The sequence below is a fragment of the Microcoleus sp. D3_18_C4 genome (assembly GCF_036702355.1).
GTDB lineage: Bacteria > Cyanobacteriota > Cyanobacteriia > Cyanobacteriales > Microcoleaceae > Microcoleus.
In genome coordinates, this window is sequence record NZ_JAUBTF010000051.1 from 1 (window position 1) to 24,191 (window position 24,191).

Sequence of the window (24,191 nt, forward strand, 5' to 3'; positions counted from 1 at the left end):
CTTCCCGCTTGACTTGGCTGCAAGTGAAGTCACTCCTGTAGCTTTGGTTGCTCCTTCTATCAATGGCTAAGTTTTAGCTATCGATTGACAAAAAGCGCTCCTAGTAATAGGGGCGCTTTTTGTTTGGGGAAAAATATTTTCCTAGAACTGTTTCTATCCGTTAAATCCCTTAAATCCGTTACCCCCCTTACCTCCGTTACATCCATCCGTGACATTTCTTCTTGCTTTTTACTTATTTTTTCTTCCTTTATTCTTTAATTTTTTATGATTACTATAGAATATAGCCACTAGGCCGATCGAGATACTGTGACATACTCCACGGGCGAAATCTTATATTATGGTCTAGGATTCCAATAGTCGGATTCAGAATATGTTGGGCTTGCTATAAAGTGTTCGCTAGCAGCAATGCAATTGTGTCAATTCCAGAATCTAACCATAGACAAATGTAGCTGATCGGGAGTCGCTCCTCACCGTCCCAAGCGCTCTATTTCTAAAGAGGATTTGTATTATGAAAGATGGACAAGAAGTACGCCGCGTCTCCACAGCCGTCATTGCCGGTGTTTGCGGGTTGGCTTTACTGACGGGAGGGGGCATTGCCTGGTGGACTGCGAACCGTTCGCCAACCCCCGCAGATACGCCGTCTTCTGCTCAGACTACCGCTCCGCCGCTGTCCCCAAGTCCAGCGGAATCTCCTGCTGTAGTTATCCCCGTACCCCCTCCAAATCCTGTACAAGTGCCACAGGTTCAGACGCCACAGGTTCAGACGCCGCAGGTTCAGACGCCTAACGCTCTGATCCCAAAATCGCCGCAGCCAAAGCCTTTGCCGCAGACTGATGTCCAGACAGTGCAAGTCTACTGGGTTAAAGATGCCAGTGGCAAATTTGAGGGAGTTCCTACGAAAGTAGCTGTCAAACAAGCTGACAAGCCTGATGCAGCTTTACAAGCTGCTTTTAACAGTTTGTTGGCTGGGCCGAAGGATGGAACTGTTTCTAGCGAAATTCCTAATGGGACAAAACTCAGGGGTTTGAGTGTTAAGAATGACGGAGTTTATGTCGATTTGTCGGCCGAATTTACTTCGGGGGGAGGGAGCAATTCGATGACTGGCCGGTTAGGGCAAGTTATCTATACGGCTACGAGTTTACAACCGAATACCAAGGTTTGGATTTCGGTGGAAGGCAAGCCTTTAGAACTTTTGGGTGGCGAAGGTTTGGAGGTGGCTCAGCCGAGTACACGCCAAAGTTTTGACAAAAATTTTCCCCTTTAGTAATGATGAGTCATTAGTTACAAGTGATTAGTCATCGGTCTGAAGGCCGAGAATAGGAATTGATAACTGATGACTCATGACTGAGGATTGAGGATTGAGGACTGGCAACTAATTTTCAGTGCTTCGTAGTTAGGCTAAATGCCCGAAAGTGTAGGGCTTGCTGTTCGATCCGGCTGGCAAGCCGATCGCACACCATATTACACAGCTCAAAAATTAACTCGTCTTGCACCTTATAATAAGCTGAAGTCCCTTCACTCCGGCGAGTGAGGATACCAGCTTGGAGCATGAGTTTTAGGTGCTTAGAAACATTGGCTTGACTCGTTTGAGTAGCTTCCACCAATTCTTGCACGCATTTTTCGCCGTCGCGAAGCAAGTTCAAAATTCGTAAACGCATAGGTTCGCTCAAAATACTGAAATACTCAGCAACTTGTTGCACGACCTCTTGCGGGACAGGCTGGGATGACTTCATCAAACTCACCGGAGAGAAGTGATCGGGAAATATTAGCATTTATTCTGTCCATAACAATAAAGTAATCCTTCAATCCGGATTAATTCGCATCAACACTTGACCGTATTCGACAGGTTCGCCATTTTGAACTAAAATTTCCATCACTTGACCGGAGACTTCATCAGCATCGATCTCGTTCATCAGCTTCATCGCTTCGATAATACAGACTGTCTGGCCGACCTTGATGCGATCGCCCACATTGACAAAAGGTGGCTCATCAGGAGCAGCAGCGCGATAAAAGGTTCCTACCATCGGCGAGATAATTGGCACCCATTTCGTATCGACAGAAGCAGGTACGGCAGCAGGTACGGCGACAGGGGCGACGGGTACAGGTGCAGCCAGATCCGCTGCTAAATTTTGGTCAACAGCAGGAGGTGACGCTAAGGTGGGGCTAGCAACAGCGCCCAACAGGCTCGGAGCGACACTCGCCACAGCAGCAGGGAGCGCAGCAGAGGTGCCTGGTGAACTTGCCAGAATGCCTTTGCGTACTGTCAGTTCGATATCCCCACTTTTTAAGGTGAGTTCCGAAATGCCAGTTTTGTCTAATACAGTTAGCAGGTCACAAAGCTGGTTTAAGTCTAGTTGCACAGCAGATTCAAGGGTAATTGAGAATTGAAAATTGAGAATTGAAAATTGAAAATTCAGAATCAGGCGAAGCTAGGAGCATCAACGACTTTGGAGGAAAAAGGGATAGTTTTTAAGCTGTGAGCGATGAGTATTGAATTGGGAATTCTTTAACTCATAACTCAGAACTAAAAACTAAAAACTCCCTTTTATTCCCTCGTTTCTATTCTCGGCCGAGGTACTTGTCTTCACGAGTATCAATCCGAATCCGTTCTCCAATGGAAATAAATAGAGGCACCATAACCTGAGCTCCGGTGGAGACGATCGCGGGTTTGCTGCCACCGGTGGCAGTATCTCCTTTGACTCCGGGATCGGTTTGCAGCACTTCCAAGACAACAGAGTTGGGCAGTTCCACTTCCATGATTTGGTCGTTCCAGCGGAGGATGCTGACTTCCATCCCTTCACTGAGGTACTTGACTCGATCGCCTATTTGCTTAGCATTGAGGCGACTTTCCTCGTAAGTTTCCATATCCATAAAGACGAAATCGTCGCCCTCTTTATAGGTATGCTGCATCACACTCTTTTCCAGGTTGGCTTGAGGCATAGTCTCGCCCGCCCGGAAGGTTTGTTCTACTACGTTTCCGGTTTGGACGTTTTTTAATTTTGTCCGCACGAAAGCCGAGCCTTTTCCTGGCTTGACGTGGAGGAATTCGATAACCCGCCACACGCCGTTATTCCATTCAATTGAAACACCTGGTCGAAAGTCGTTACTGGAGATCATATAAATTTTTGCGGGCAATCCCGTCGCCTTGAGGCACGGGGGAACTAAAGTCAGTCGATTTTAGATTTTAGATTTTAGATTTTAGATTTACTCCACAGATGAATTTGGGAGATTGAACCTTGGTCTAAAATTTTGATCTCTCCACGACAGGAGTCTGGGGATTGTATCCGTTTTTGAGCGGCTCAGGTTAAAGCCGCAGTCTAGCTGACGGCATCAAAAAGCAATTGGCATTTTATTTTACCGTTCAAAGGGAGCAAGTGCTTTACTGAAATGTTAATGGCAGTGGGCAGTGGGCTGTTGTCAGTTGACTGTTGACTGTTGTTAGTGGGCAACTCCTCCCGGGCCAAACCAACAGGCACTTTAGATGGGTAGCAGCTTAGAGGGCGGGCAGCGCTGTGGGAAGATAAGAGAGGCAATAAAAGTTAAAGTTATGTTGCATTGGCCTAATTTCTCGATCGATACGTGCAAGCGCTGGGTCAAAACCGTCGCTTTAGCACTCTTGCTGTTCACTCTCTCCCTGAGTTTCAGTGCAGTCTCCCATGCGAAACGCCCCAGCAGCAGTATGCCTGCAGGGAATGCGATTACGGACGGGCGGGCGCTGCTGCGCTTCGCTTTACCTATTGACAATCAGACTGTACGAGAGTTGCAAATTAGTCTCGAAGACATTGGCAACCACATACGGTCTAAACGTTGGGGACCTATTAGCAGCGATGTCAGCAAGGCTTCCAGGATTCTCAACCTTCGGGAATCTGACCTTTTAGAGAGTATTCCCGACGCCAAAAAGCCGGAAGCGGAGGCGCTAGTTGCAGGAGTCAAGGAGAAAGTTGCTCAACTGGAAAAGGCTGTTGAGGCTAAAGACAGGGACAAAGTGATTGACTTGAAAGCCACAATCCTAGGTTCGGTAGGCGAAATCGAAGAGTTGATGGTGACAAAGTTTCCGTTTGAAGTGCCTGCCAAGTATGCTAATCTGCCTCAACTGAAAGGCCGCGCTACTGTGGCTGTACAAACTGAAAAAGGGGAAATTACTGTTGTGGTTGACGGCTACAGCGCCCCGGTTACGGCTGGTAACTTTGTGGATTTAGTCGATCGAGGTTTTTATGACGGTTTGCCGTTTATTCGATCGGAAGAATCCTACGTTTTGCAAACGGGAGACCCCGAAGGCAAGGATGTTGGTTTTATTGACCCAGCTACTGGCAAATACCGCAATGTACCGCTAGAAGTGCTCGTGAGGGACGAAAAAGAACCTATTTACGGGATTACTCTAGAAGATGCGGGGCGTTATCGCGACGAACCTGTTTTGCCTTTTTCTGCTTTCGGTACTGTGGCTATGGCCCGTACAGAAACTGACCCTGATAGCGCTTCTTCTCAGTTTTTCTTTTTCTTGTTTGAACCTGAACTCACGCCCGCTGGCCTGAATCTGTTGGACGGCCGCTATGCTGTTTTTGGTTACATGATTGAAGGAAAAGAAGTTTTGGAGCAACTGAAGCAGGGAGACAAGATTGTATCTGCTAAGGTAGTTAAAGGAATCGAAAATTTGGTGCGACCTCAAGTTTAATTAATGACGGCGATTGAAATCGCTTTTACACCAAAGTGACGGCGATTGAAATCGCTTTTACAGAAACAAAGCCCGCCTGCGCGGGCTGAAAAAATCAATAGTGACAGGCATTGAAATCTTTTCTAAATACAGATGACGGCGATTGAAATCAATTTGACACAGACAAAGCCCGCCGGAATCAGGCTGGAAGAAGAGATAATTTTTATAGTTTCGTTATTGAAAATAGGAATTCAATCGAGAATATGGCTATTTTACAATTTTTATTGGTAATGGGTTTGGGCGGATTCGCAGGCTTGTTGATTGTAAAAAATGTGAATGAAAACAAGCAAAAGCAGCGGTTGGATGAGGCTTTTTATCAGTTGTTGGAAACTCAAAATAGTCAAATTGCGCTGATTCAACTGGCGGCTAATGCTAGGGTTGAGGCTGAAGTTGCTCAGCAGTATTTAACTCGGCAAGTTAAGATTTTTTCGGCGGTTTTAGAGGTAGATGATGAAGGAGATACTTTTTATAGGTTTCCTAGGTTGCGCTTACCACCGAGTTCGGGTAAGGAATGGTAATACAGTTGACAGTTGACAGTTGACAGTTGACAGTTGACAGTTGACAGTTGTCATTGGTTCAGGAATTACGCACCAATAACGTGCTACAGGTAAGATACCTGTTCCATAATACATTGAGTTTATTGTGGGATGGGCATCTTGCCCGCCCGCTTCTCACTAAAAAATCCTTTTTAATGCTGATTAAAGATATCGGTGAACAAGGTCTTTTAAGAATATTGCAAAAATTCTGCCCCGCAGAGATAGTTGGTGATGATTGCGCTGTCATACCTACAACTCCCAACCAATCTCTGGCTATCACTACAGATATGTTGGTGGATGGAGTGCATTTCAGTGATCGCACTACAGGGCCTTATTACGCAGGATGGCGCGCCGCAGCGGCAAATTTGTCGGATCTGGCTGCGATGGGAGCAACACCTCTGGCGGTGACTGTAGCCCTCGCTGTGGCGGCGGATACGGCTGTGGAGTGGGTTGAAGAGTTTTATCGGGGGATGACGGCTTGCTTGCAAGAATATCATACGCCGATCGTCGGTGGCGATGTTGTGCGATCGCCCGTGGTGACGGTGGCGATTACTGCTTTTGGACAGGTTGAGTGCGATCGTACCATTAGTCGGTCAAATGCGCGATCGGGCTGGGCGATTGTGGCTACTGGGGTTCACGGAGCATCGCGCGCGGGATTAGAATTGCTGTTAAATCCTGAATTTGGGCAAAATCTGGGAAAGGTCGATCGGGCTTCTTTAATTCTCGCTCACCAGCGCCCTAAACCGAGGCTGGATGTTTTGCCGGTGGTTTGGGAAATATTAGGTTTCGAAAGTGAATTTTCCATCGCCGGGATGGACAGTAGCGACGGTTTAGCAGATGCGATTATTCAAATTTCTCGGGCTAGCGGTGTTGGCGCAAAGGTCGATCGCACAAAAATACCAATTCCCGATATTTGCAGCAAAATCGTATCAACCGAAAAACCTTTAGATTGGGCATTATATGGCGGCGAAGACTTCGAGTTAGTGCTGTTTTTGCCAATAACAAGCGCTCACTTATTGGTAGAAAAAATAGGAAATGGAGCCGCGATTGTGGGAACCGCTACGGATAGCACCGATATTTGGTTGACTGATAGCAGCGGCATTTATCCTGATACTGTATTAAAGCTCGATCGAGGATTTCAACACTTCTGAATTATCTCGCTTGTCCGCATAGGCTGACTTGGTTTGTATAGACGCGGTTTTAAGCGCCTAGTTTTTGCCCGTTACAGATTTTCCGCCAGCGAACCGTTGATTCTGTTATTGTAGGCAGTAGCCAGATTATTTTGAGTTTGCGTCCATTTTTCGCTACCTGGTTCCCGATTACTTAAAACTATTTGATAACCAGTAATGGCAATTTCAATATTATTCGCTCTCTTCCCACTGGGAAAGTCACTAATATGAATACTCAAATTTTCAAGAAGACCGATAATTGAGCTAATTGTTTCTGAGTTTTCGCCGGCAATTAACTTCTGCGCCACTTGCTGTAAAGTCTCTGCAAAAGTGGCATTAAGGAGATGTTGTCGCTCTTCCAGCATGGGGTAAATTACTGCTATATCCCCGTTGCTATCTTGTTCTGCTTGCAATAATTCTAGGAAAAAATTTGCATACTCTTGGAATTTTTCACTCTTCGAGTTGTTGCTATTTACGTCATCGTTCATATCGATGAGTTGCGCTAGGTAACGGGCTAGATGTCGGAGGAATTTAGCGCCATTTTCCCCTCCTTGCTCTGCTAAGGTTGATGCTACTAACTCGCAAGTTTCCAGAAATCCGCGATCGAGTAATTCTGAGTTATCCTGTAATATTTGCGGTTCGTCTCCTTTGGGGGCATTCAGCAGAGTGTGAATTAATTGCAGATAGGCTTGGGCGCGGGTTTCGTCCATTGTGGGGAGTTGTGAATAACACCGGGATTTATTTTATCATGCTTGGTGGGTGGCCAGAAACCGGGTTTTTGCGAGAATATTTGGTTACAGGCGAAGATTCTGGAAAAAACCCGGTTTCTTTGGTTGTGCGTAGAAAGAATGGACTCGGCGGTTTCAATCGCCGAATCATCTATTACAATTGATTTAGATCGATTCCCATTTCTCGCAGTCTTGATTCTAAAGCTTGCGATCGCGATCGTTCTTGTTGCAGCAAAGTTTCTGTCTCACTGGCGCGTCGCTCTGCTTGCTGAGCTTGTTGCTCTGCTTGTTGTCGCAGTTGCTCTGCTTGCTGAGCTTGTTGCTCTGCCTCAATAGCCCGCGCTTGGGCCTGTCGTCGCAATTGAGCGAGTTCCACAAAACTCATAAACGCTTCTCCAGACGGCCCAAACATTTCGAGTCCCGTTTCAGATAATTGAAACCGGACGCCCAGTCTGGGACTGATCCAACCGTCTATTTGTTCGATCGCTTCTAATTGTTCCTCTTGACGTTGCCATCCAGTCAACTCTAATGTTTGTGGGTCGTACAAATAGTATTCTTCCACACCATAACGTTCGTAAAATTTGAACTTTTGAATCATCGGAGCGGGCCGATTTCCCGGCGACCAAATTTCAAACACAACTTGTGGCCCAATATTATCTTCATTCCACTGTTGATAGGAACCACGATAACCTTTTGGTCTACCAAAAACTACCATCACATCTGGTGCTTGGCAAAGTTTATTATTTCCTTCAACGGGATACCAAAGTAAGTCACCGGCGACAAAAACATTCGGGTCATTCGCAAACAATAGTTCAGAATTTTCTTTAATCCAAACGATTAATCGAAACTGCTCGGTATTATCTGACATTGGTTCGCCGTTATCGTCGGGGTAGATGATATTTTGTTTGTCGGGAGATTGCAGTTTTGTAACCATTGCTTTTTCCCCAAAATAGATGGTGATTTTATTTTATTGTAAATGATATCAAGCGGCTTTTTTGTGGGAAACGTGTTTTCAAGATCGGAATCATTCCTAACGCCTAGATAATGCTACCTTTGGCATTAATCTATCCAAAATTTGCTCGATCGCAATTACTGTCCAATCAATATCAGCTTCTGTGGTTTCTAGTCCGAGAGTCAAGCGGATTCCACCAACGGCGCCGATTTCGTCATATCCCATTGCTAATAATATCGGACTGGGAGTTAGTTTGCCGCTGCTACAAGCAGAACCGGAACTAATGCCAATTCCTGCTAAATTTAGCTGCCGCACCAGAGTTTTGCCTGTGATTCGCCCTGTATCTCTCTTTTGGTAAGGGCGGGAGGAAGGGGAGATTATGCAAAAACTTACGTGGTGTGGGAGTCGGAAATATCGATCGCCAGTTGGTACTAAACTGGGTACGTGGGATAATCGGTCAAAAAGTCGATCGCGCAATGCAATTAACCTCGGCGTTTCCACATCTATTTCCTGCAAAGCTAACTCCGCCGCTACCCCAAAACCGACAATTGCCGGCAGCGCTTGTGTCCCGGAACGCATTTTCAATTCTTGGCCACCGCCCCCCAACATTGGCACTAATTCTACTCCCGGACGCACGTAAAGCGCGCCTGCACCTTGTGGCCCGTAAAGTTTGTGACTGGAAACCGAAAGCAAGTCTACGGGCAGTTTCTGCACGTCAACTTGCAGCTTGCCGGCAACTTGAACTGCATCGGTATGAAACATGATATTGCGATCGCGCGCAATTTGTCCTAATGCCTCAATTGGTTGCAGCGTGCCAACTTCACTTTGTCCGTAAATGATTGAAATTAACACTGTATTTGATCGCAGCGACTCTTGCAAATCCAAAGGGTGAATGCGCCCAAATTTATCCACTGGTAGGCGCGTTACCTCCCATCCCAACTGTTCGAGTTGTCGCGCCGGTTCTGCTACAGCGGAGTGCTCTACGCTGGAGATAATAATATGCTGTGGCTTTGTATAAAGACCGGCAATTCCCAGAATTGCCAAATTATCCGCTTCAGTTCCGCCACTGGTAAAAATTATCGATTCCGGTAGCGCGTTAATCAAGCTAGCAACCTGCATTCTTGCTAATTCTAAAGCTGTCGCCGCCCTTTGTCCCCACTCGTGCAAGCTGGAAGGATTTCCCCACTGCTGAGTGAGAGCTTTTTGCATGGCTTGAATCGCTTCTGGGCGTGTCGGCGTTGTAGCACTATAGTCGAGATAAATTTGCATGGCTTTAATTAAATGACGAACTAATAATGAATGATTGACTACCTAATGAATAAGGCACTTATCCTAAAGGCATAAATGATTATTGACTCATGACTCATGATTGTTAAATTATGACTGATCGCAACCGCCAATTGCCAACTAATAACGGCAAAGCCAACTCACAACTGTCAAATCCCAACTCCCAACAGTCAACTGTCAACTCCCAACCCTTCTCTCTTGCAAGCTGTCAACTGTCAACTGCCAACTGTCAACTGTCAACTGTCAACTGTCAACTGACTAATGACTTCCGGGTTTACAGACGTTGTAATCTTCGTGCGACAAAACTTTTTGGGGAATTAAGAAAGTGCCGCAATCTTCACAAAGCATTCTGTAGTTGCGAGTTACAGGAATACTGATTATCAAACGGTTGTGACGCAGGCGTTTGCCGCCGAAATCTCTGTAATTCTTATTTTCGCCCAAAGCTGCTATAATTGCGCGGGCTTTAGTAACTACGTGGTCTGGCAGACCTCTGAGATCGATGATATCTCTAGCAAATGATGCTTCCCTCTCTTGTTTTTTGGTTTGTTTTTGTGTCAGCACTTCAACGTAATGCTGCTGCGCCACCAACTCTTGCGTGCAGCGATGGCACGCTTTACCATATCCTTTGTGACCGCACGGAAAAATTCTTTTTCTTTTAGCCATAAAGCAGCGGTATCGGGTTTGACCCACGCCCCTGAATGCTGCTACCCTACCAGTGATGCTTCCGGCATCGAGGCAGTTCTACAAGACGCAAAATCTATTCCCTTGCATAAATTTAATAGGTTGTAACTTTACTTGATCCAATAACTTTGAACTTTGGTTCGGCTAATAACCTCTATTTTTTTTAAAATTTTGTGACTGTATTGTATTATCATTTACTCGGTTTGTGTTTTGCTGGGCTGGTGGCGATCAATCTGGCGGGCTGCGGACAAACAAAGCAAGACGTGCAGAATTTACCTCTCAGTCTGGCTCCATTGCCTCAAGACCCCTTGTTGCAAGTATACTTCAATCAGTCGATCGCTTCGAGTTATACAGAGCCTTACCGCCAGCAAACTAGACCTGGAGATGATTTAGAAAATTTGATCGCTGTGGCGATCGCCAGTGCTGGATCGACGGTAGATGTAGCGGTTCAGGAGTTTCGATTGCCAGGTATTGCGAAGGTTTTGGCCGATCGACAGCGATCGGGAATTAAAGTGAGATTAATTGTCGAACATATCTATAGTCGCCCTTGGAGCGATTTTACAGCTCAGGAGTTAGCGAAATTACCGGAAAGAGAGCGCGATCGTTATACCGAATTTGTGCAACTTGCCGATACCAATAAAGACGGTAAATTAACGGTCGAGGAAATCAAGCAAAATGATGCTTTGGTAAGTGTCAAGGATGCGGGTATTCCTGTAATTGATGATACTGCTGACGGCAGTAAAGGCAGCGGTTTGATGCACCACAAATTTGTGGTAATTGATGGCAAAACCGTAATCGTCACTTCTGCTAATTTTACCACAAGCGATATACATGGCGATTTCAAGACAGCCGCAAGTCGCGGCAATGCGAACAATTTACTGAAAATAGAAAATGCTCAATTAGCGCAACTGTTTACTCAAGAATTTAACATCATGTGGGGCGACGGGCCCGGAGGAAAACCGGACAGCAAGTTTGGTATCAAAAAGCCGTTTCGTCAAGTGCAAAAAGTAAGAGTAGGGAATTCGACAGTTGCGGTGCAATTTTCGCCGACTTCCCAGACTTTGCCTTGGGAAAAAAGCGTTAACAGTTTGATAAATCGAACTTTGGGTAGTGCGAAAAAGTCGGTCGATTTGGCATTGTTTGTATTTTCGGCTCAGCGGTTGTCAAATACTTTGGAAATTGAAGCTAGCCGGGGAGTTGCGGTGCGAGCTTTAATTGACTCTAATTTTATTTATCGCTCTTACAGTGAAGGGTTGGATATGATGGGGGCGACTTTGATGCAAGATTGCGGGTTAGAAACTGACAATCGCCCTTGGAGAAAGCCGCTGACTACGGTGGGAGTCCCGCTGTTACCAATGGGCGATCGCCTGCACCACAAATTCGGCGTTGTGGACGGCAAAACGGTGCTTACAGGTTCTCACAACTGGAGTGAGGCGGCAAATCACGGGAATGACGAGACGCTGCTGGCGATCGAGAGTCCCGTAGTTGCAGCCCATTTTGAGCGGGAGTTCGATCGGCTTTACAAAGGTGCAATTTTGGGAATTCCCGCCCGAATCAAACAGAGAATTGATGCTAAGAAAAAAGAATGCGATTCACTACAAGCAGCATCAAAATTGCCGAGTGCTAAACCTCAAATTGCTGCGGGAAAAAAGTTAGTTAATTTGAATGCAGCGACTCAGGAAGAATTAGAAACCTTGCCTGGGGTTGGCCCGAAGTTAGCCGAGAGAATTATTGCAGCGCGGCAACAGCAACCTTTCACTTCTTTGGAGGATGTGGCACGGGTACAGGGAGTTGGGGACAAGATTTTAGAGAGATGGCGCGATCGAGTAACTTGGTAGTTAAGTTCGTACTCAGGACTTCATTCCTGACTCCACAAAGTTCGCACGCACTCAGGAGTTCAGTTTTCCCTTTCGCAACTCAGGATCAAAGACTCAAGTCCTCACTAGAAACCTATTGGATCTACTTTGACAACACATCAGCTCTCAAGTTAAAATAACTTCTAAACAAAATGCTATCTATTCACCTGAGAGGTAGAGAGAGATGGAACACGCCAGATTTGTTACGGGGAGGCCACAAATCAAATTTCTAGCTATTTTTCTGGGGGCAATTTTTTTGACGCTAGCAGCTTTCACAGTTAGCGCCCAGCAGAGTAGCGAAGCACAATTTAGGGTCAAAAACGAAAACGCTTTTAATATTAATTTAATTCAATTTAAGCGCACTGAATATGTAGGCCCGTGTGCCGGTACTGTCTTCTCCCCTGATTCGCAAAGCGCTCGATTTGTCTCCAGCAAGACTCCTCCCGGCCCTAACAGAAGGGTAATGATTAAAAATGTGACTGATGGCATGGAAACTAACCCCTATCCTTACACAGACCGAGGTTACAATAAAGGTGAGTTCTCCGAGGATTTTGGATTTAAGTTGGGTAACAGTCACAAAACAAGAACTTTTTCGGTTTTAGAGGGAGAAAATAAGTTTCTCTATGAAATTAAAGAAAATGACCAAGTTATAGAACAGGGTGCGCTTACGGCTGAAGTTTCTATACAAAACTTAGGTACTTTTCCCCGTCAGCAAATTTGTCAAGATCAGGTAGAATGTCGGGATACTTCTGATTGTCGCGATCGTAAAGGCAGAAAAAGAAGTTGCAGACAAGAGTGTTTTCCTGTTCAACAATGTCGCTGTCCCTAACTACTTTCTGTCCAAAAAATTTTTTATTTAATTAAGGCCAGAAGACAAAGAGGAATAACAAACCAGAAACAAGATAAGTTATTACTCGTTACCAGGCAGAGCCTGGTAACGCAGATCCGGAGGCTCTGCCTCCAATTTTCATGGAAGCAAACGAGGCAGAGCCTCGCTTACATCGGTTCCCAGGCACAGCCTAGGAACCAGTTAAGAAAATTGAGTTTTTGTGGAACAGGCAAGATGCCTGTTCCACGAGAAATCAAGTAATGGGGTGAAAGTAAAATGCGGCTCCTAACACGATGTATGTTGCTAAAAGCAACACTCCTTCGAGCCAATTCGATCGCCCGTCAAGACTAATTAGATTAGCAATTGTCACGGCAATGGCAACTGCAACTACTTCAAACGGATTGAAGTTTAAATCCATCGGCTGATGAATTATTAATCCGATAATTACCAACACCGGCGCTACCAGCAAAGCAACTAGCAAACTCGAACCCATTGCGACAGAAACTGACAAATCCATATTGTTTTTCATGGCAACTCCCACCGCAGTTACATACTCGGCCGCGCCGCCAACAATCGGCAACAGAATTACCCCTGTAAACAGTGGCGTCAATCCCAATCCTTTGGTAGTTTCTTCGACAACACCCACGAAAATTTCTGATTCAAAAGCAACAGCAACAGTTGAGGCAACTAGCACTCCTATCCACAACCACAAATTCGGTTTGTGCGTAGTAGATTCCTCTTTGGTATTTTGAGAATTTTCTGACTCTAGTTCTAGTAAGCTAACATCGTAAAGATAGCTGTGGGTTTTTAATGAAAATAGCAGAGTTAGAGCGTAAACTGCGATTAGGACGATCGCAGTTATTAAGGAAAGATTCTGAATGGCTGCGGGTTCGACTCCATTGGAGGTGTAAATTACCATTGTCGGCAGCAGGATGGCAATCACTGCTAGAGTCATTGTGGAACCGTTCACCCGCGCGATTATTGGCTTAAATTCCTGTTCTTTGTAGCGGATTCCTCCTAACAGCATGGAAAATCCCATGACTAAAAGCAAGTTGCTGATAATTGTACCGGTTATGCTGGCTTTCACAATGTCAATTAAGCCAGCTTTTAGGGCAACTATTGCAATAATTAATTCCGTAGCATTGCCGAAGACTGCATTTAATAAGCCGCCTATGGAGGGGCCTGTAACGATCGCCACTTCTTCTGTTGCTGTGCTCAACCAAATAGCCAGAGGTATAATGCCTAAAGCGGATGTGAGGAAAACTGCGAGGGAACCCCAATGCAAATACTCAGCGGCGATGGAAATGGGGATGAAAATTAACAGCGCTATGGAAAGAATTTTTTTGATTGACATAGGAACTCGGATGGTGTAATGAAGGGTGAGGTCTAGTTACCGGGGCGATCGCAAAGTCGATTTTACACTATTCAACTATTCTCTGACAATTCTGGTGGCGAGTGCGATCGATAATTGGGAATTTTTAACCGCAAATGCACGCAGTTCGAGGCAGATTGAATATAATAGAATTATATCGACATCGGTGAAAAGATATGTCTCAATCTGTAGTGCCAGTTGTTGAATCAAAGCAAATTGATACTTCATCCACCTTGACTTTTGAAGAATACCGATTTTATCAAACTGATTCCGATTTACAATATGAACTGTACAAAGGCAAATTAATTCCGATGCCAACCGCCACAGTTTTACATATCAAAATTTGCGAATATTTAGTTTACAAATTGCAGCGTTACCTAGCTGAACACAATCTTGACTTAGTAGCAAAAACAGGTCTGGGAGTAAGAACAGAAGAAGATACCTCTCGGATTCCTGATGTAGTTGTTTGCACTCAAAGTCTTTTGGAACAAGCTGCTGCTAGACCAAGTTCTGGTATCCTCGATTTTGAGGAAAAGCCGCTGTTAGTCATAGAGGTAGTGAGTCAAAATCGGCGCGCCGATTATGTGATTAAACGAGCTGAGTACGAACTAGCTAACGTACCTGAATATGTCATTGTTGACCCTACACCTCACAAAGAATTGGTGCGAGTTTTAGCCTTTCCTGAAGGTGAAGACATCTATACCCAGACTGATTTTAGGGCGGGGCAACAAATGGTGTCTGTAGTATTTCCCAATCTAACATTATCAGTGAATGAAATACTGTCTCCGCCATTAGTTGAAGGGTTGATTAAAGCAGAACAAGCTCGGTTCCAGGAACTTGAGCAGCAAGCTGCGGTGGAGCGCCAACGGGCTGATGAGCAGGGCCAACGGGCTGAAAGATTGGCGGCGATGTTGCTAGAATTAGGAGTAGATCCCGATCGCATTTAGGAGCTTAGATGACCCAGAATTCATGAGTTAATGGTTATTAGTTATATCAAAGCAGCCCTGCATCATAATTATTCAGATATCTCTGCTCGACCTCTGCTTGCATTAGCTTCAATTTATTGTCATCTGCGGTTAATAAATTCTCTTTTTTTAACCGCAGATACAGGCAGATAAACACAGATTAACGCAGATGAGCTAGATCTATCGATCGGGCTTGATACTGTGCAACTATTCAACCCAACGCACCCGCACAAAATGAGCTTCGCGTCCCCAGAAGTCGTGACTTACAGTAATATCAACAACACTCAAATTAAACGGAATAGCAGTGGTGACGTATCGCTGAGCCAGAGCTCCCACATCAGGGGCTAACTGAGCCGCCGCCGCCGCCGCTGCACCCAAACCTAAAAGTTGCAGAATGGGCCCGCGAGGCAGGGCTAAATTGATGCCAACAGCAAGTCCTGCCGTTAGCAGCATTGCCACCGACAAATTCGTGCCACAGCGGGGATGTACAGCTAAATCCCACTCTCCGCTGGCAATCCGCTGCAAAGCCTCGCGCACTGCCTGACGCAACTGTGCAATGTTAACGTGGCCATAAAGATAAAACCCTTGGTCTGTGGACATCCCGCCCAATAACTCATTATCGGTTCTTGCTGTGGTCGCACCAAACGATTGGCCCAGTACCCAAACAGTAGCGTGTTCCAAAGCATGAACTTGGCGCAAAGTCAAGACTTCCTTCAAACCGGGCACAAAATTGAGTTGTCGCAACAAATCAGCATCTTGAGTGCGCTGCGGGGCAAAGTCGAAGGGAAACTGGCCGGTGCGGCCGGAAGCAGAAGCAGTAGTTGTCATATCAAAACGCCTCCATTAACTCCATTAAGTGGATATTTAACATTAGCAATTCGGTTGAGAAAAAGCCGGTCATAAATTATCAATAGTTTTGACTTTAAAACCTAGCAATGGCAGGTTTTGTGCAAAAATTATTAGCCCTCAACCTGCCCTTACTAATAGATCGCACTTATTCCCAGTTTATTGCTCTTGCCGCTGGCCGTCGCGGAATACTCCCGGAATTCGCCGGCCTCTGGTATCGATAATTGTGCCTTTACCGTGAGGCAATCCCTTGCGTAACTCTCCCTCATAGCGGATACCGTTGGAGAACGAACAGTTACCCCTGCCATCAAGTTCTTGAGTATAGAACTGTCCCGAACACCGACTGCCGTCAGCGCGGGTGAACGCTCCTGTACCTAAAGGCTTGCCTCCTAAAAATTGACCCACAAAGCGATCGCCATTAGCAAAAATGAATTGGCCTTGTCCCGTGGGCACGCCTACTTTTTGATCAAGAGAAAACGACCCCACATACCGATCGCCATTAGTAAAAATAGCTGTGCCGGAACTAACTTTGCCATCTCGGAATATGCCCTCGACGCGGGCGTCGTCCTTAAATATAAATTGTCCTCGACCATTTGGTTTGCCCAGACGGAACTGCCCCTCATAGCGATCGCCGTTGGAATATATGTATACCCCAGTGCCACTGGGCAAACCGTTAACGAACTGTCCGATGTAGCTATCACCGCTGTCATAATCGCACCTAACTCTACCTGTAGCGATAGCTGGCACGCACCGGCCGGTTCTAGCTTCTGTTCCTTGCGCCATTGAGGGCAAAGGATAAGTCGCGTAACTACCAATTCCCAACACTGATGCAACTAATAAAGCGATTCCACTGGTCCAAGAACGGGAAATCATCAATCAACTTGCTCCTATGCGCTGTTAGATATTATCTTCTTCTGTCCTTTGTCTTTTATCCCATTTGTTGTCAAAAGTTAGCTGAAAACCTCAATCATTTATCCTTTACGAAACTCCGGGCTTGCCATTGCGAAATACCCCCGGAAAGCGCCTACCGCTAGCATCGATCATCGTCCCGACACCGTGAGGCACTCCCTTTCGCAATTCTCCTTCATAGCGCGTCCCGTTGGGGAAAGTGCAGGTGACAGTAGCATCAAGTTCTTGATTAAAAAACCTGCCAGAACAGCGAGTGCCGTCTTTGCGTACTAATACCCCTGGGCCAAAGGGGGAACCTGCAAAGAATTGTCCTTCATAGCGATCGCCATTAGTATAAAAAAATTGACCCCGCCCTGCTGGTTGGCTGCTAATAACTTTAGTCTGAAGGTTCTGGACGACTCCGAAGTCTCCCACGTAGCGCTCACCGTTGGGGAAAACCACCGTCCCAGATCTCATCGTGCCGTCTTGGAACACGCCTATGTAGCGGCCATCATCTTTAAAAATGAATGTCCCTCTACCATTGGGCACTCCCCTCCGAAATTGTCCTTCGTAGCGATCGCCATTAGCGTAGACGTAAACTCCGCTGCCGTCGGGGAGGCCGTTAACGAAGTTTCCCTCGTAGTTATCGCCTGTCTCGTAATTGCATTTCACTCTTCCCGTAGGAAGGCTGCCTTGGCAGAAGGGAGAGCGTTTTTCTTCTTCTGGTTTTGGATCAGGTGTTGCTTGAGCCATTGATGGCTGGGGATTGAAGAGATTAGTAGCGCTGCCGATAGAAGAAGCAACTAATATCACCATCCCTAATTTTTGAATTGAACCGAGCATGATCAATCTCCTTTAACTTCAATTACTAATAGGGATTTTCTAGAAGCTAATACTCGCTGAAAAGTCGTCTATTTTTTAATCCCTGTACTAATTTTACCTTCAGGTTTGAGATCTGCCCTAAATGCAAAAAGGCAAAAATTAGAGTTTTTGCCTTTAGCATTTTTCCTGCTTTACTGTCAATTTTCAGCGTCGCGTTGAGCTATTCGGATTTGGGAGACGGCTAATAACTGCATTGGCTGGTTGTGGTTGGCGACTGGCGGGTTTTTCGCCCACACCTTTGGCTACCTCAACGCCGTTTTCCTCCAGAATCACGATCGGATCTGCTCCTTGCTTGAGATCGACCCGCTTCACCAACACTTGCCCGTTAGACAGCCGCTGCCCGACTTTGACATATCGGCTGGTTGGTTCATTCGGTACTTTGACAATCACTTGCGTCTCGTTCCCGACTTTTACCACGCCACTGACTTCAGTGCCTGTAGCGAGGTCAGTAGAAGGCGGTGGCGGAACTACTGGGATGACGGGAGGAGGCGGGGGATTTGGGTCTACCCACTGGGGGGGGCGCTTGTCTACTGGCAGTTCCGGCAGATCCGGCACTCCTATGGGTCTCGCTGCTATTGGCTGGGGCGGGCGCGGGGGTGCTGGAGGGCGACGCTGCGGATTCCGCGCATCTTGGGGTCTACTTGCTATTGGCCCAGTAGTTCCAGGGGGACGGGTGCCAGGACCTCTTCTTACCCTGGCATTGGGGTCTCTCCATTGGGGGGGGCGCTTGTCTACTGGCAGTTCCGGCAGATCCGGCACTCCTATGGGTCTCGCTGCAATGGGTTCGAGTCCAGGGGGGGATGTACGATTACGACCTAACTGAGGAGCATCTAGCCCCGGAACTATGGGCGGCAAGCCAATTTGTCCCCCGGTGCTGCCTCCGGGTAAGGAACCATTTCTGCCACCGCCACCGCCACCTAACCGAGGAGCAGTTGGCCCTGGAACTATGGGACGCGAGTCAATTTGCGCCCCATCACCTTCGGGAAGTAAATTTCCCGATCCATCTCGTAGTTGCTGAGTGCGTCCTCGACGATCCGTGCGTGACATGGGGATAACCGTCTGATTAGGCCTGTTAAGTGGGGGGGGAGCCAATAACTCGGGAAGTTCGGGTAGCACGGCAACTTGTCGCTGTGGCAGTTTGGGGAGTTCTGAGGTAGTCCCACCCGCTCCGTTGGCTCCTGGAGGGATTTGTAATACGATCGGCGGCAGCGGCCCAAAGGGGTCTAACTGAGAAGGATTGGCTGTCACAGGGCCTTGGGGCACGGGCTGAAGCGGAAGCGTTGGATTCCTGTCCTTGTTGTCGCCGATATTTGTTTGAGCCTGTCTGGCCCGTTCGTCTGGGTTGGTTGATCGAATTAACCCTGGAGGCTGGGCGGCTACTACTGGGGACGGGAAAGCCTGAGCTGCTGGGGTGGGGCTGGCAGAGGCGGTCGGAGATGGAGAGGCTGCACTGGGGCTGGGGCTGGGGCTGGCTGTGTTGCTGGCCTCGTCGCCACCGCATCCTCCGATCGAGAAAGCTAGTAGTCCTATAGTCGCAAAATATAAAAGTTTGTGCATTGCCGATCGCCCCCAAATGCTTAATTTCAAGATATCCAACAAGGCTATGCAATTACAGCCTGTTGCCGTTTATTAGTTTATCTGTGTTTCGATGTTATGTGATCGCTTGAAAATTGCCAAGTTTTCCTGATGATCTGATCGGACTCTTCGGCCGCTGGGTTTTCTGGAGCAAGTTAGGATATCAATGGCGGTCGTTGTGGGAAATATTGAATCAATCAAGGTATTTAGATCATGGCAAAAGTGATTCTCAAGCGGATTTGGCGATCGGGCTTTGTTTTTGCGACCGTTTTGGTGGGTGTGGGATCGGTGGGGGGTGGCGAGGTGTATTCTGGTTCACATCAGCCAGAAACCCAGGTGATGACATTGGTGCCGGATGTGAGTTCCCAGCAGCACGCGCGGCGCAGCTATCCCGAAGGGAATCGCACTATCACGGGATCGGGATTGACAACTGGCAAATTGTACTCTCAGTTTTGGAACCCATCAAATGGTGGTGCAAAACCCCCAGCAAATCAACGGGCGAAGCCACCGGGGAATTCACAGGTATTTCAAGCTAAAATCAAGCGCCGCGCAGGCGGGACACCGGTGATTGATGTGGTATTTAACGGCAACCAGACTTTTGAAATGATTGTGGATACCGGGGCGAGTGGCACTTTGATTTCTCAGCGGATGGCTACTGCACTGGGAGTGAGGCCGGTGCGTACAATCAGAGCGGGGATCGCTGACGGTAGCGTTGTCGAGTTCCCGATCGGCGTAGTGCGATCGATTCGGGTTGGGGGTGCTGCGATCCAAAATGTCGAAGTGGCGATCGCCAAACAAATGCCAATAGGTCTGCTCGGTCACGATTTCTTTGGCAATTACGATGTCAAAATTAAAAAAGATGTTGTAGAATTTTATGTTCGCTGAAAGTGAGCGGAGTCGGAAACCGATTTTTGCTTAACTCGTGTCCTATAAAGTTATTCGCAGCCCGGTCAAGGCTTTTAAAATTATTGGTTGAGGCGGTAGCAAAATGTAACCAAGTGTGGTATGGTTTCTAGTGTTTCAACAGCCACCGACGGTTAAACTATCCGTGAAATCCGGCCACAAAAGCACGGCTGCTGTTGGTGAGATCGGTAACAGTCTGCGACAACGATTCACAGTACAAGCCAAGGCAATCAATTAAACAATTCGCCAAGCCGGTCGAAATAAGTTCCCAAAATGCTGTGGCTGAGGGAATTTTGGTTGGCATTGTTCAGCCGGAGCTTAGAAAATATGTAAACTGATTAGCGGCAGATGTTCCGCAAAATCGGCAATCATGACGATCGAGAAATTAATTATTGTAAATAAGGTATTCACATGGCACAAGCGTCTGTATCTCCTGTAGTGCTGATTATTCTAGACGGCTGGGGTTATCGTGAAGAAAAAGACGGAAATGCGATCGCCGCTGCGAAAACACCCGTGATGGACAGTCTCTGGGCTGCTTATCCCAGAACTCTGATTAAAACATCGGGTCGGGCGGTAGGGCTGCCTGACGGGCAAATGGGTAACTCAGAGGTTGGTCACTTGAATCTGGGCGCAGGCCGCGTCGTTCCTCAAGAGTTGGTGCGGATCTCGGATGCCGTGGAAGATGGTTCTTTGCTCGACAACCGGGCGCTGGTTGAGCTTTGCGAGAAAGTCCGCGCCACGGGCGGCAAGTTGCACCTGACTGGTCTTTGTTCTGAAGGTGGGGTTCATTCCCATCTCAGTCATATTAAGGGTTTGCTGCAATTAGCAAAGGCACAGGGTATTTCTGATGTCTGCATTCACGCGATTACAGACGGTCGTGATACTACTCCGAAAGAGGGTGTCGAAGCTCTAGGCAAGATTGAAAGTTATATCGCAGAGGTCGGGGTCGGTCGGATTGCGACCATCAGCGGCCGCTACTACGCGATGGACAGGGACAAGCGCTGGGATCGGGTGCAGCGCGCTTACGAGGTGATGACGACTGAGGGTGCTCCTGACGGTCGATCGGCTGTTGATGTGTTGCAGGCCTCTTATGGTGAAGGAGTGACCGACGAGTTTGCAGTTCCGACTCGAATTGCGCGCGGGGCGGTGGCATCCGGGGATGGGGTAATTTTCTTTAATTTTCGCCCAGACAGGGCTAGAGAATTGACTCAGGCTTTTGTATCTCCCGATTTTAAGGGGTTTGAACGGCAGTTAATTGAGCCGCTGGCATTTGCGACTTTTACTCAGTACGACCCGAAACTCTCGGTAATGGTGGCTTTTGAACCGCAGAATTTGAACAATATTCTGGGCGAGGTGATTTCTAAGCACGGTTTGCAGCAGTTGCGGACAGCGGAAACTGAAAAGTACGCTCATGTGACTTATTTTTTTAATGGGGGTCTGGAAGAGCCTTTTATCGGGGAACACCGGGAGTTGGTGCAGAGCCCGATGGTGGGGACTTACGATGAGGCGCCCCAGATGTCGGCGGACTTGGTGACGGATGGGGTGGTGACGGCTTTGGAAAGAGGCATCTATTCGTTTATGGTGATTAACTACGCTAACCCGGATATGGTTGGTCATACGGGGATGATGGATGCGACGATAGTTGCGATCGAAACTGTGGATAAATGTTTGGGGCGGCTGGTGAGCGCCATTAGTAAAGCTGGGGGAACGGCAATTATTATTGCTGACCACGGAAATGCTGAGCAGATGTTTGACGAGGACGGGAATCCCTGGACGGCTCACACTACTAACCCCGTGCCGTTTATTCTGGTAGAGGGTGAAGGTCGGAAGATTCCGGGTCACGGAACGGATGTTCCTCTGAGGGCGGACGGTTGTTTGGCGGATATTGCGCCGACGATTCTGGAGCTGTTGAGGTTGCCTCAGCCCCCGGAGATGACGGGACGCTCTATGATTCGATCGCCTGAGTTTGAAGTTCGTGCCAATCGCACTCCGGTGCGAGTCCGATTGTAGTAGGGGTGGGCGAAATCTCGCTAAAGGTGGGGACACGGCGTCGTGTCCATTGTTGTCTATTTAAGGTATAAGCCATAGTCCGACAGGGGTTGAAACCCCTGCCTCATAGCGAAAGTCCTCTCAAGAGGACTGAGAAGAAAAATTTTTAAACTCATGAGTCCTCATAGCGAAGACTTTAGCTATTAGACAGGGAATTCATTCCCTGGCGGACTGGCGGACTAACAGCTTAATTTGACAACAATGGGTACTGCCGTGCCCCTAAGCGAGTTTGCGGGCGATCGACCAAATTTGATATCATAATAAATTACCGATTACTAATTACCAATTCCCCCCGATTATGAATATTGTTGCTGTGTTACAAGTTATCTGGTCTTTGTCTGCTTTAGGACTTGTGATTTTTGTGTTGCTGCACAGTCCTAAAGGCGATGGTATTGGCGGGATTGGCGGACAAGCTCAATTGTTTACCAGCGCCAAGAGTGCAGAAACGAGTCTGAACCGGATTACTTGGGGTCTGTCTATTGTTTTTATGGGTTTGACTGTGATTTTGAGTGCTGGTTGGTTGGCGCCTAAGTTATAAGATTTGGATTTTTAACCGCAGATGAACGCAGAGAGACGCAGATAATATCAAGTTCATCTGCGTTTATTTTCGTCTATTTTCGATTGTAAAAATGCGGTTGTGGAAAGTTACGGTAAAATCTCGATTGCTGGCTGGCTTGGGATTGGCTGTATGTTGTTTTAGCCTGATAATTTTTACTCAGGTTAATACTCCGGCTGCAAGTCTTTCTTCTCTCCCGAATAGTTTGCCGAATCCACAGGTTCACCCTTTGCCACCAACGCTAGCGAATTGGCAAGATTCCACGGATAGCGGTGATTATTTTGACCAGGTTAAGCCACCGAATTTCGGTCATTTGTTGTGGTCGAAGTTTCCAATTCAGGTTTATGTTGAGCGTCCTGTTGATGCTAATAAGTCTGGAGAATGGGTGGCGGCTGTGTTGGATGTGGTGCGGGAATGGGGGGTTTATTTGCCTTTGGAAGTGGTGGATAGTTCGGAGGGGGCTGATATTAGGATTTTACGTCGGGCTCCGCCTTTGCGTCAAGGGATTTTGCGATCGCGCTCTGGAGAGGCTACCTATGAATTGTACGCCCGTCGGGATGGGGATAAAACTGTTTTATCTCATCGGTTTTCGGTTTATTTGAATCCGAATCAAGTGGGGAAGTATATTCCGGCGACGGCGCGGCACGAGTTGGGTCACGCTTTGGGAATTTGGGGCCACAGTTTGATGGAAACTGATGTGCTTTATTTTTCTCAGGTGAGAAATCCTCCGCCTATTTCAGCGAGGGATGTTAATACTTTGAAGCGGGTTTATGCACAGCAGACTCGCTTGGGGTGGGAATTTCAGAGACTCGGCGATTGAAATCGCATCTACACAAATTAAGTTCGCTTACGCGGACTAACAAAACCTAATAGTTAATAGGAAATATCAGGAAAATGAAAGATGAATGTTTTGGGATTGTGCCGATTTTTGGAAAGGAAGCTGATGCTTTGTTTTTGTTGATTCAACATCAAGCGGGACATTGGGCTTTTCCGAAAGGTCACGCGAATCCGGGGGAATCTCCAGCGGAAACGGCTAGGCGGGAATTTGAGGAGGAAACTGGTATATCGGATTTTGAAATGCTGGATGAGCCGAGTTTTACGGAACACTATTCTTTTGTTAAGGATGGGGAGCCGATTGAAAAGACTGTGACTTATTTTTTAGGTTTTGTCAAGTCGATGGAAGTTGTTTTGCAAGAGGAGGAAGTTCAAAATTCTGCTTGGCTTTCTTTTGAGGAAGCTGTTAAGCAGATTACTTTTGATGCAAACCGCTTAATGTTTGCGGAAGTTAAGGCATATTTGGATGGCAGGAAGTTAAGAGTCGGCGGTTGAAACCGAGGCTATACAAAGGAATTCACTCTGTAAGAGACTAAGAAAATTGAGGCAGGATTTGGTATAAGTCAATATGG

Annotated in this window: 24 protein-coding genes and 1 pseudogene; 13 read left to right on the plus strand and 12 right to left on the minus strand. The window is 47.0% G+C overall.

Annotated features, from left to right (window positions below):
* Both QUA90_RS22320 and QUA90_RS22325 read left to right on the plus strand, forming a co-directional pair.
* A pseudogene (locus tag QUA90_RS22320) lies at window positions 1-70 on the plus strand (photosystem II protein D1); the annotation flags it as partial.
* Window positions 71-508: 438 nt separating this feature from the next.
* Complete coding sequence (locus tag QUA90_RS22325) at window positions 509-1,264, plus strand: GerMN domain-containing protein (RefSeq protein WP_333329799.1); 756 nt, start codon at window positions 509-511, stop codon at window positions 1,262-1,264.
* Window positions 1,265-1,379: 115 nt separating this feature from the next.
* On the opposite strand, the gene QUA90_RS22330 is transcribed toward QUA90_RS22325, so the two are convergent.
* The 3 genes from QUA90_RS22330 to efp all read right to left on the minus strand — a co-directional run bounded on the left by QUA90_RS22330 (window position 1,380) and on the right by efp (window position 3,117).
* A complete protein-coding gene (locus tag QUA90_RS22330; protein WP_006631662.1) occupies window positions 1,380-1,772 on the minus strand; it encodes an ArsR/SmtB family transcription factor in 393 nt (130 codons plus the stop codon).
* A 30-nt stretch (window positions 1,773-1,802) separates the two neighbouring features.
* Entirely contained in the window at window positions 1,803-2,360 is a 558-nt protein-coding gene (gene accB / locus QUA90_RS22335) for an acetyl-CoA carboxylase biotin carboxyl carrier protein (protein ID WP_333329797.1), read from the minus strand.
* A 199-nt stretch (window positions 2,361-2,559) separates the two neighbouring features.
* Window positions 2,560-3,117 carry an elongation factor P gene (gene efp / locus QUA90_RS22340; protein ID WP_041622404.1) on the minus strand — a complete coding sequence of 186 codons (558 nt, stop codon included), beginning with the start codon at window positions 3,115-3,117 and terminating at the stop codon, window positions 2,560-2,562.
* A gap of 430 nt (window positions 3,118-3,547) precedes the next feature.
* On the opposite strand from efp, the gene QUA90_RS22345 reads away from it, so the two are divergent.
* The 3 genes from QUA90_RS22345 to thiL all read left to right on the plus strand — a co-directional run bounded on the left by QUA90_RS22345 (window position 3,548) and on the right by thiL (window position 6,398).
* Window positions 3,548-4,672, plus strand: coding sequence for a peptidylprolyl isomerase (locus tag QUA90_RS22345; RefSeq protein ID WP_333447773.1), 1,125 nt, complete (start codon window positions 3,548-3,550; stop codon window positions 4,670-4,672).
* Between the two features lie 242 nt (window positions 4,673-4,914).
* On the plus strand, window positions 4,915-5,229 hold the full coding sequence (locus tag QUA90_RS22350) for a hypothetical protein (RefSeq protein ID WP_333083817.1): 315 nt from the start codon (window positions 4,915-4,917) through the stop codon (window positions 5,227-5,229).
* Window positions 5,230-5,402: 173 nt separating this feature from the next.
* A complete protein-coding gene (gene thiL, locus QUA90_RS22355) occupies window positions 5,403-6,398 on the plus strand; it encodes a thiamine-phosphate kinase (RefSeq protein WP_333447775.1) in 996 nt (331 codons plus the stop codon).
* Between the two features lie 71 nt (window positions 6,399-6,469).
* Here the strand turns inward: thiL and QUA90_RS22360 are convergent, their stop codons facing one another.
* From QUA90_RS22360 to QUA90_RS22375, 4 genes are all read right to left on the minus strand, one after another.
* Window positions 6,470-7,126: a hypothetical protein gene (locus QUA90_RS22360; RefSeq protein WP_333387412.1), complete on the minus strand. Its 657-nt coding sequence runs from the start codon at window positions 7,124-7,126 to the stop codon at window positions 6,470-6,472.
* A gap of 172 nt (window positions 7,127-7,298) precedes the next feature.
* Window positions 7,299-8,078, minus strand: a complete 780-nt coding sequence (locus tag QUA90_RS22365; RefSeq protein ID WP_333387415.1) for a Uma2 family endonuclease — start codon at window positions 8,076-8,078, stop codon at window positions 7,299-7,301.
* Window positions 8,079-8,174: 96 nt separating this feature from the next.
* Complete coding sequence (locus tag QUA90_RS22370; protein ID WP_333447777.1) at window positions 8,175-9,365, minus strand: cysteine desulfurase family protein; 1,191 nt, start codon at window positions 9,363-9,365, stop codon at window positions 8,175-8,177.
* A 276-nt stretch (window positions 9,366-9,641) separates the two neighbouring features.
* Window positions 9,642-10,046 carry a DUF7682 family zinc-binding protein gene (locus tag QUA90_RS22375; protein ID WP_333083813.1) on the minus strand — a complete coding sequence of 135 codons (405 nt, stop codon included), beginning with the start codon at window positions 10,044-10,046 and terminating at the stop codon, window positions 9,642-9,644.
* A gap of 191 nt (window positions 10,047-10,237) precedes the next feature.
* Between QUA90_RS22375 and QUA90_RS22380 the strand changes: the two genes are divergently transcribed.
* Window positions 10,238-11,902 carry a DUF655 domain-containing protein gene (locus QUA90_RS22380; protein WP_333447779.1) on the plus strand — a complete coding sequence of 555 codons (1,665 nt, stop codon included), beginning with the start codon at window positions 10,238-10,240 and terminating at the stop codon, window positions 11,900-11,902.
* 202 nt (window positions 11,903-12,104) lie between these two features.
* Window positions 12,105-12,749, plus strand: a complete 645-nt coding sequence (locus QUA90_RS22385; RefSeq protein WP_333329774.1) for a hypothetical protein — start codon at window positions 12,105-12,107, stop codon at window positions 12,747-12,749.
* Between the two features lie 253 nt (window positions 12,750-13,002).
* On the opposite strand, the gene cax is transcribed toward QUA90_RS22385, so the two are convergent.
* Window positions 13,003-14,103: a calcium/proton exchanger gene (cax, locus tag QUA90_RS22390; RefSeq protein WP_333447781.1), complete on the minus strand. Its 1,101-nt coding sequence runs from the start codon at window positions 14,101-14,103 to the stop codon at window positions 13,003-13,005.
* 194 nt (window positions 14,104-14,297) lie between these two features.
* On the opposite strand from cax, the gene QUA90_RS22395 reads away from it, so the two are divergent.
* Entirely contained in the window at window positions 14,298-15,068 is a 771-nt protein-coding gene (locus tag QUA90_RS22395; protein WP_333447783.1) for a Uma2 family endonuclease, read from the plus strand.
* Between the two features lie 225 nt (window positions 15,069-15,293).
* Here QUA90_RS22395 and QUA90_RS22400 read toward each other — a convergent pair whose 3' ends face one another.
* The 4 genes from QUA90_RS22400 to QUA90_RS22415 all read right to left on the minus strand — a co-directional run bounded on the left by QUA90_RS22400 (window position 15,294) and on the right by QUA90_RS22415 (window position 19,289).
* Entirely contained in the window at window positions 15,294-15,914 is a 621-nt protein-coding gene (locus QUA90_RS22400) for a DUF6391 domain-containing protein (RefSeq protein WP_333329768.1), read from the minus strand.
* 177 nt (window positions 15,915-16,091) lie between these two features.
* Entirely contained in the window at window positions 16,092-16,805 is a 714-nt protein-coding gene (locus tag QUA90_RS22405) for an MORN motif-containing protein (RefSeq protein ID WP_333329766.1), read from the minus strand.
* 105 nt (window positions 16,806-16,910) lie between these two features.
* Window positions 16,911-17,663, minus strand: a complete 753-nt coding sequence (locus QUA90_RS22410; protein ID WP_333329763.1) for an MORN motif-containing protein — start codon at window positions 17,661-17,663, stop codon at window positions 16,911-16,913.
* 183 nt (window positions 17,664-17,846) lie between these two features.
* Window positions 17,847-19,289, minus strand: coding sequence for a hypothetical protein (locus QUA90_RS22415; protein WP_333447785.1), 1,443 nt, complete (start codon window positions 19,287-19,289; stop codon window positions 17,847-17,849).
* Window positions 19,290-19,490: 201 nt separating this feature from the next.
* Here QUA90_RS22415 and QUA90_RS22420 point away from each other — a divergent pair, with 201 nt between their 5' ends.
* The 5 genes from QUA90_RS22420 to QUA90_RS22440 all read left to right on the plus strand — a co-directional run bounded on the left by QUA90_RS22420 (window position 19,491) and on the right by QUA90_RS22440 (window position 24,114).
* Window positions 19,491-20,162: a retropepsin-like aspartic protease gene (locus QUA90_RS22420; protein WP_333447787.1), complete on the plus strand. Its 672-nt coding sequence runs from the start codon at window positions 19,491-19,493 to the stop codon at window positions 20,160-20,162.
* A 429-nt stretch (window positions 20,163-20,591) separates the two neighbouring features.
* Entirely contained in the window at window positions 20,592-22,190 is a 1,599-nt protein-coding gene (gene gpmI / locus QUA90_RS22425; RefSeq protein WP_333447789.1) for a 2,3-bisphosphoglycerate-independent phosphoglycerate mutase, read from the plus strand.
* Between the two features lie 337 nt (window positions 22,191-22,527).
* Window positions 22,528-22,767, plus strand: a complete 240-nt coding sequence (gene secG / locus QUA90_RS22430) for a preprotein translocase subunit SecG (RefSeq protein ID WP_333057626.1) — start codon at window positions 22,528-22,530, stop codon at window positions 22,765-22,767.
* Between the two features lie 91 nt (window positions 22,768-22,858).
* The gene (locus tag QUA90_RS22435) at window positions 22,859-23,605 is read left to right on the plus strand and encodes a peptidase (protein WP_333447791.1); all 747 of its coding nucleotides are present in this window, start codon (window positions 22,859-22,861) and stop codon (window positions 23,603-23,605) included.
* Window positions 23,606-23,679: 74 nt separating this feature from the next.
* Window positions 23,680-24,114: an NUDIX domain-containing protein gene (locus QUA90_RS22440; RefSeq protein ID WP_333447792.1), complete on the plus strand. Its 435-nt coding sequence runs from the start codon at window positions 23,680-23,682 to the stop codon at window positions 24,112-24,114.
* The last annotated feature ends 77 nt before the right edge of the window (window positions 24,115-24,191 follow it).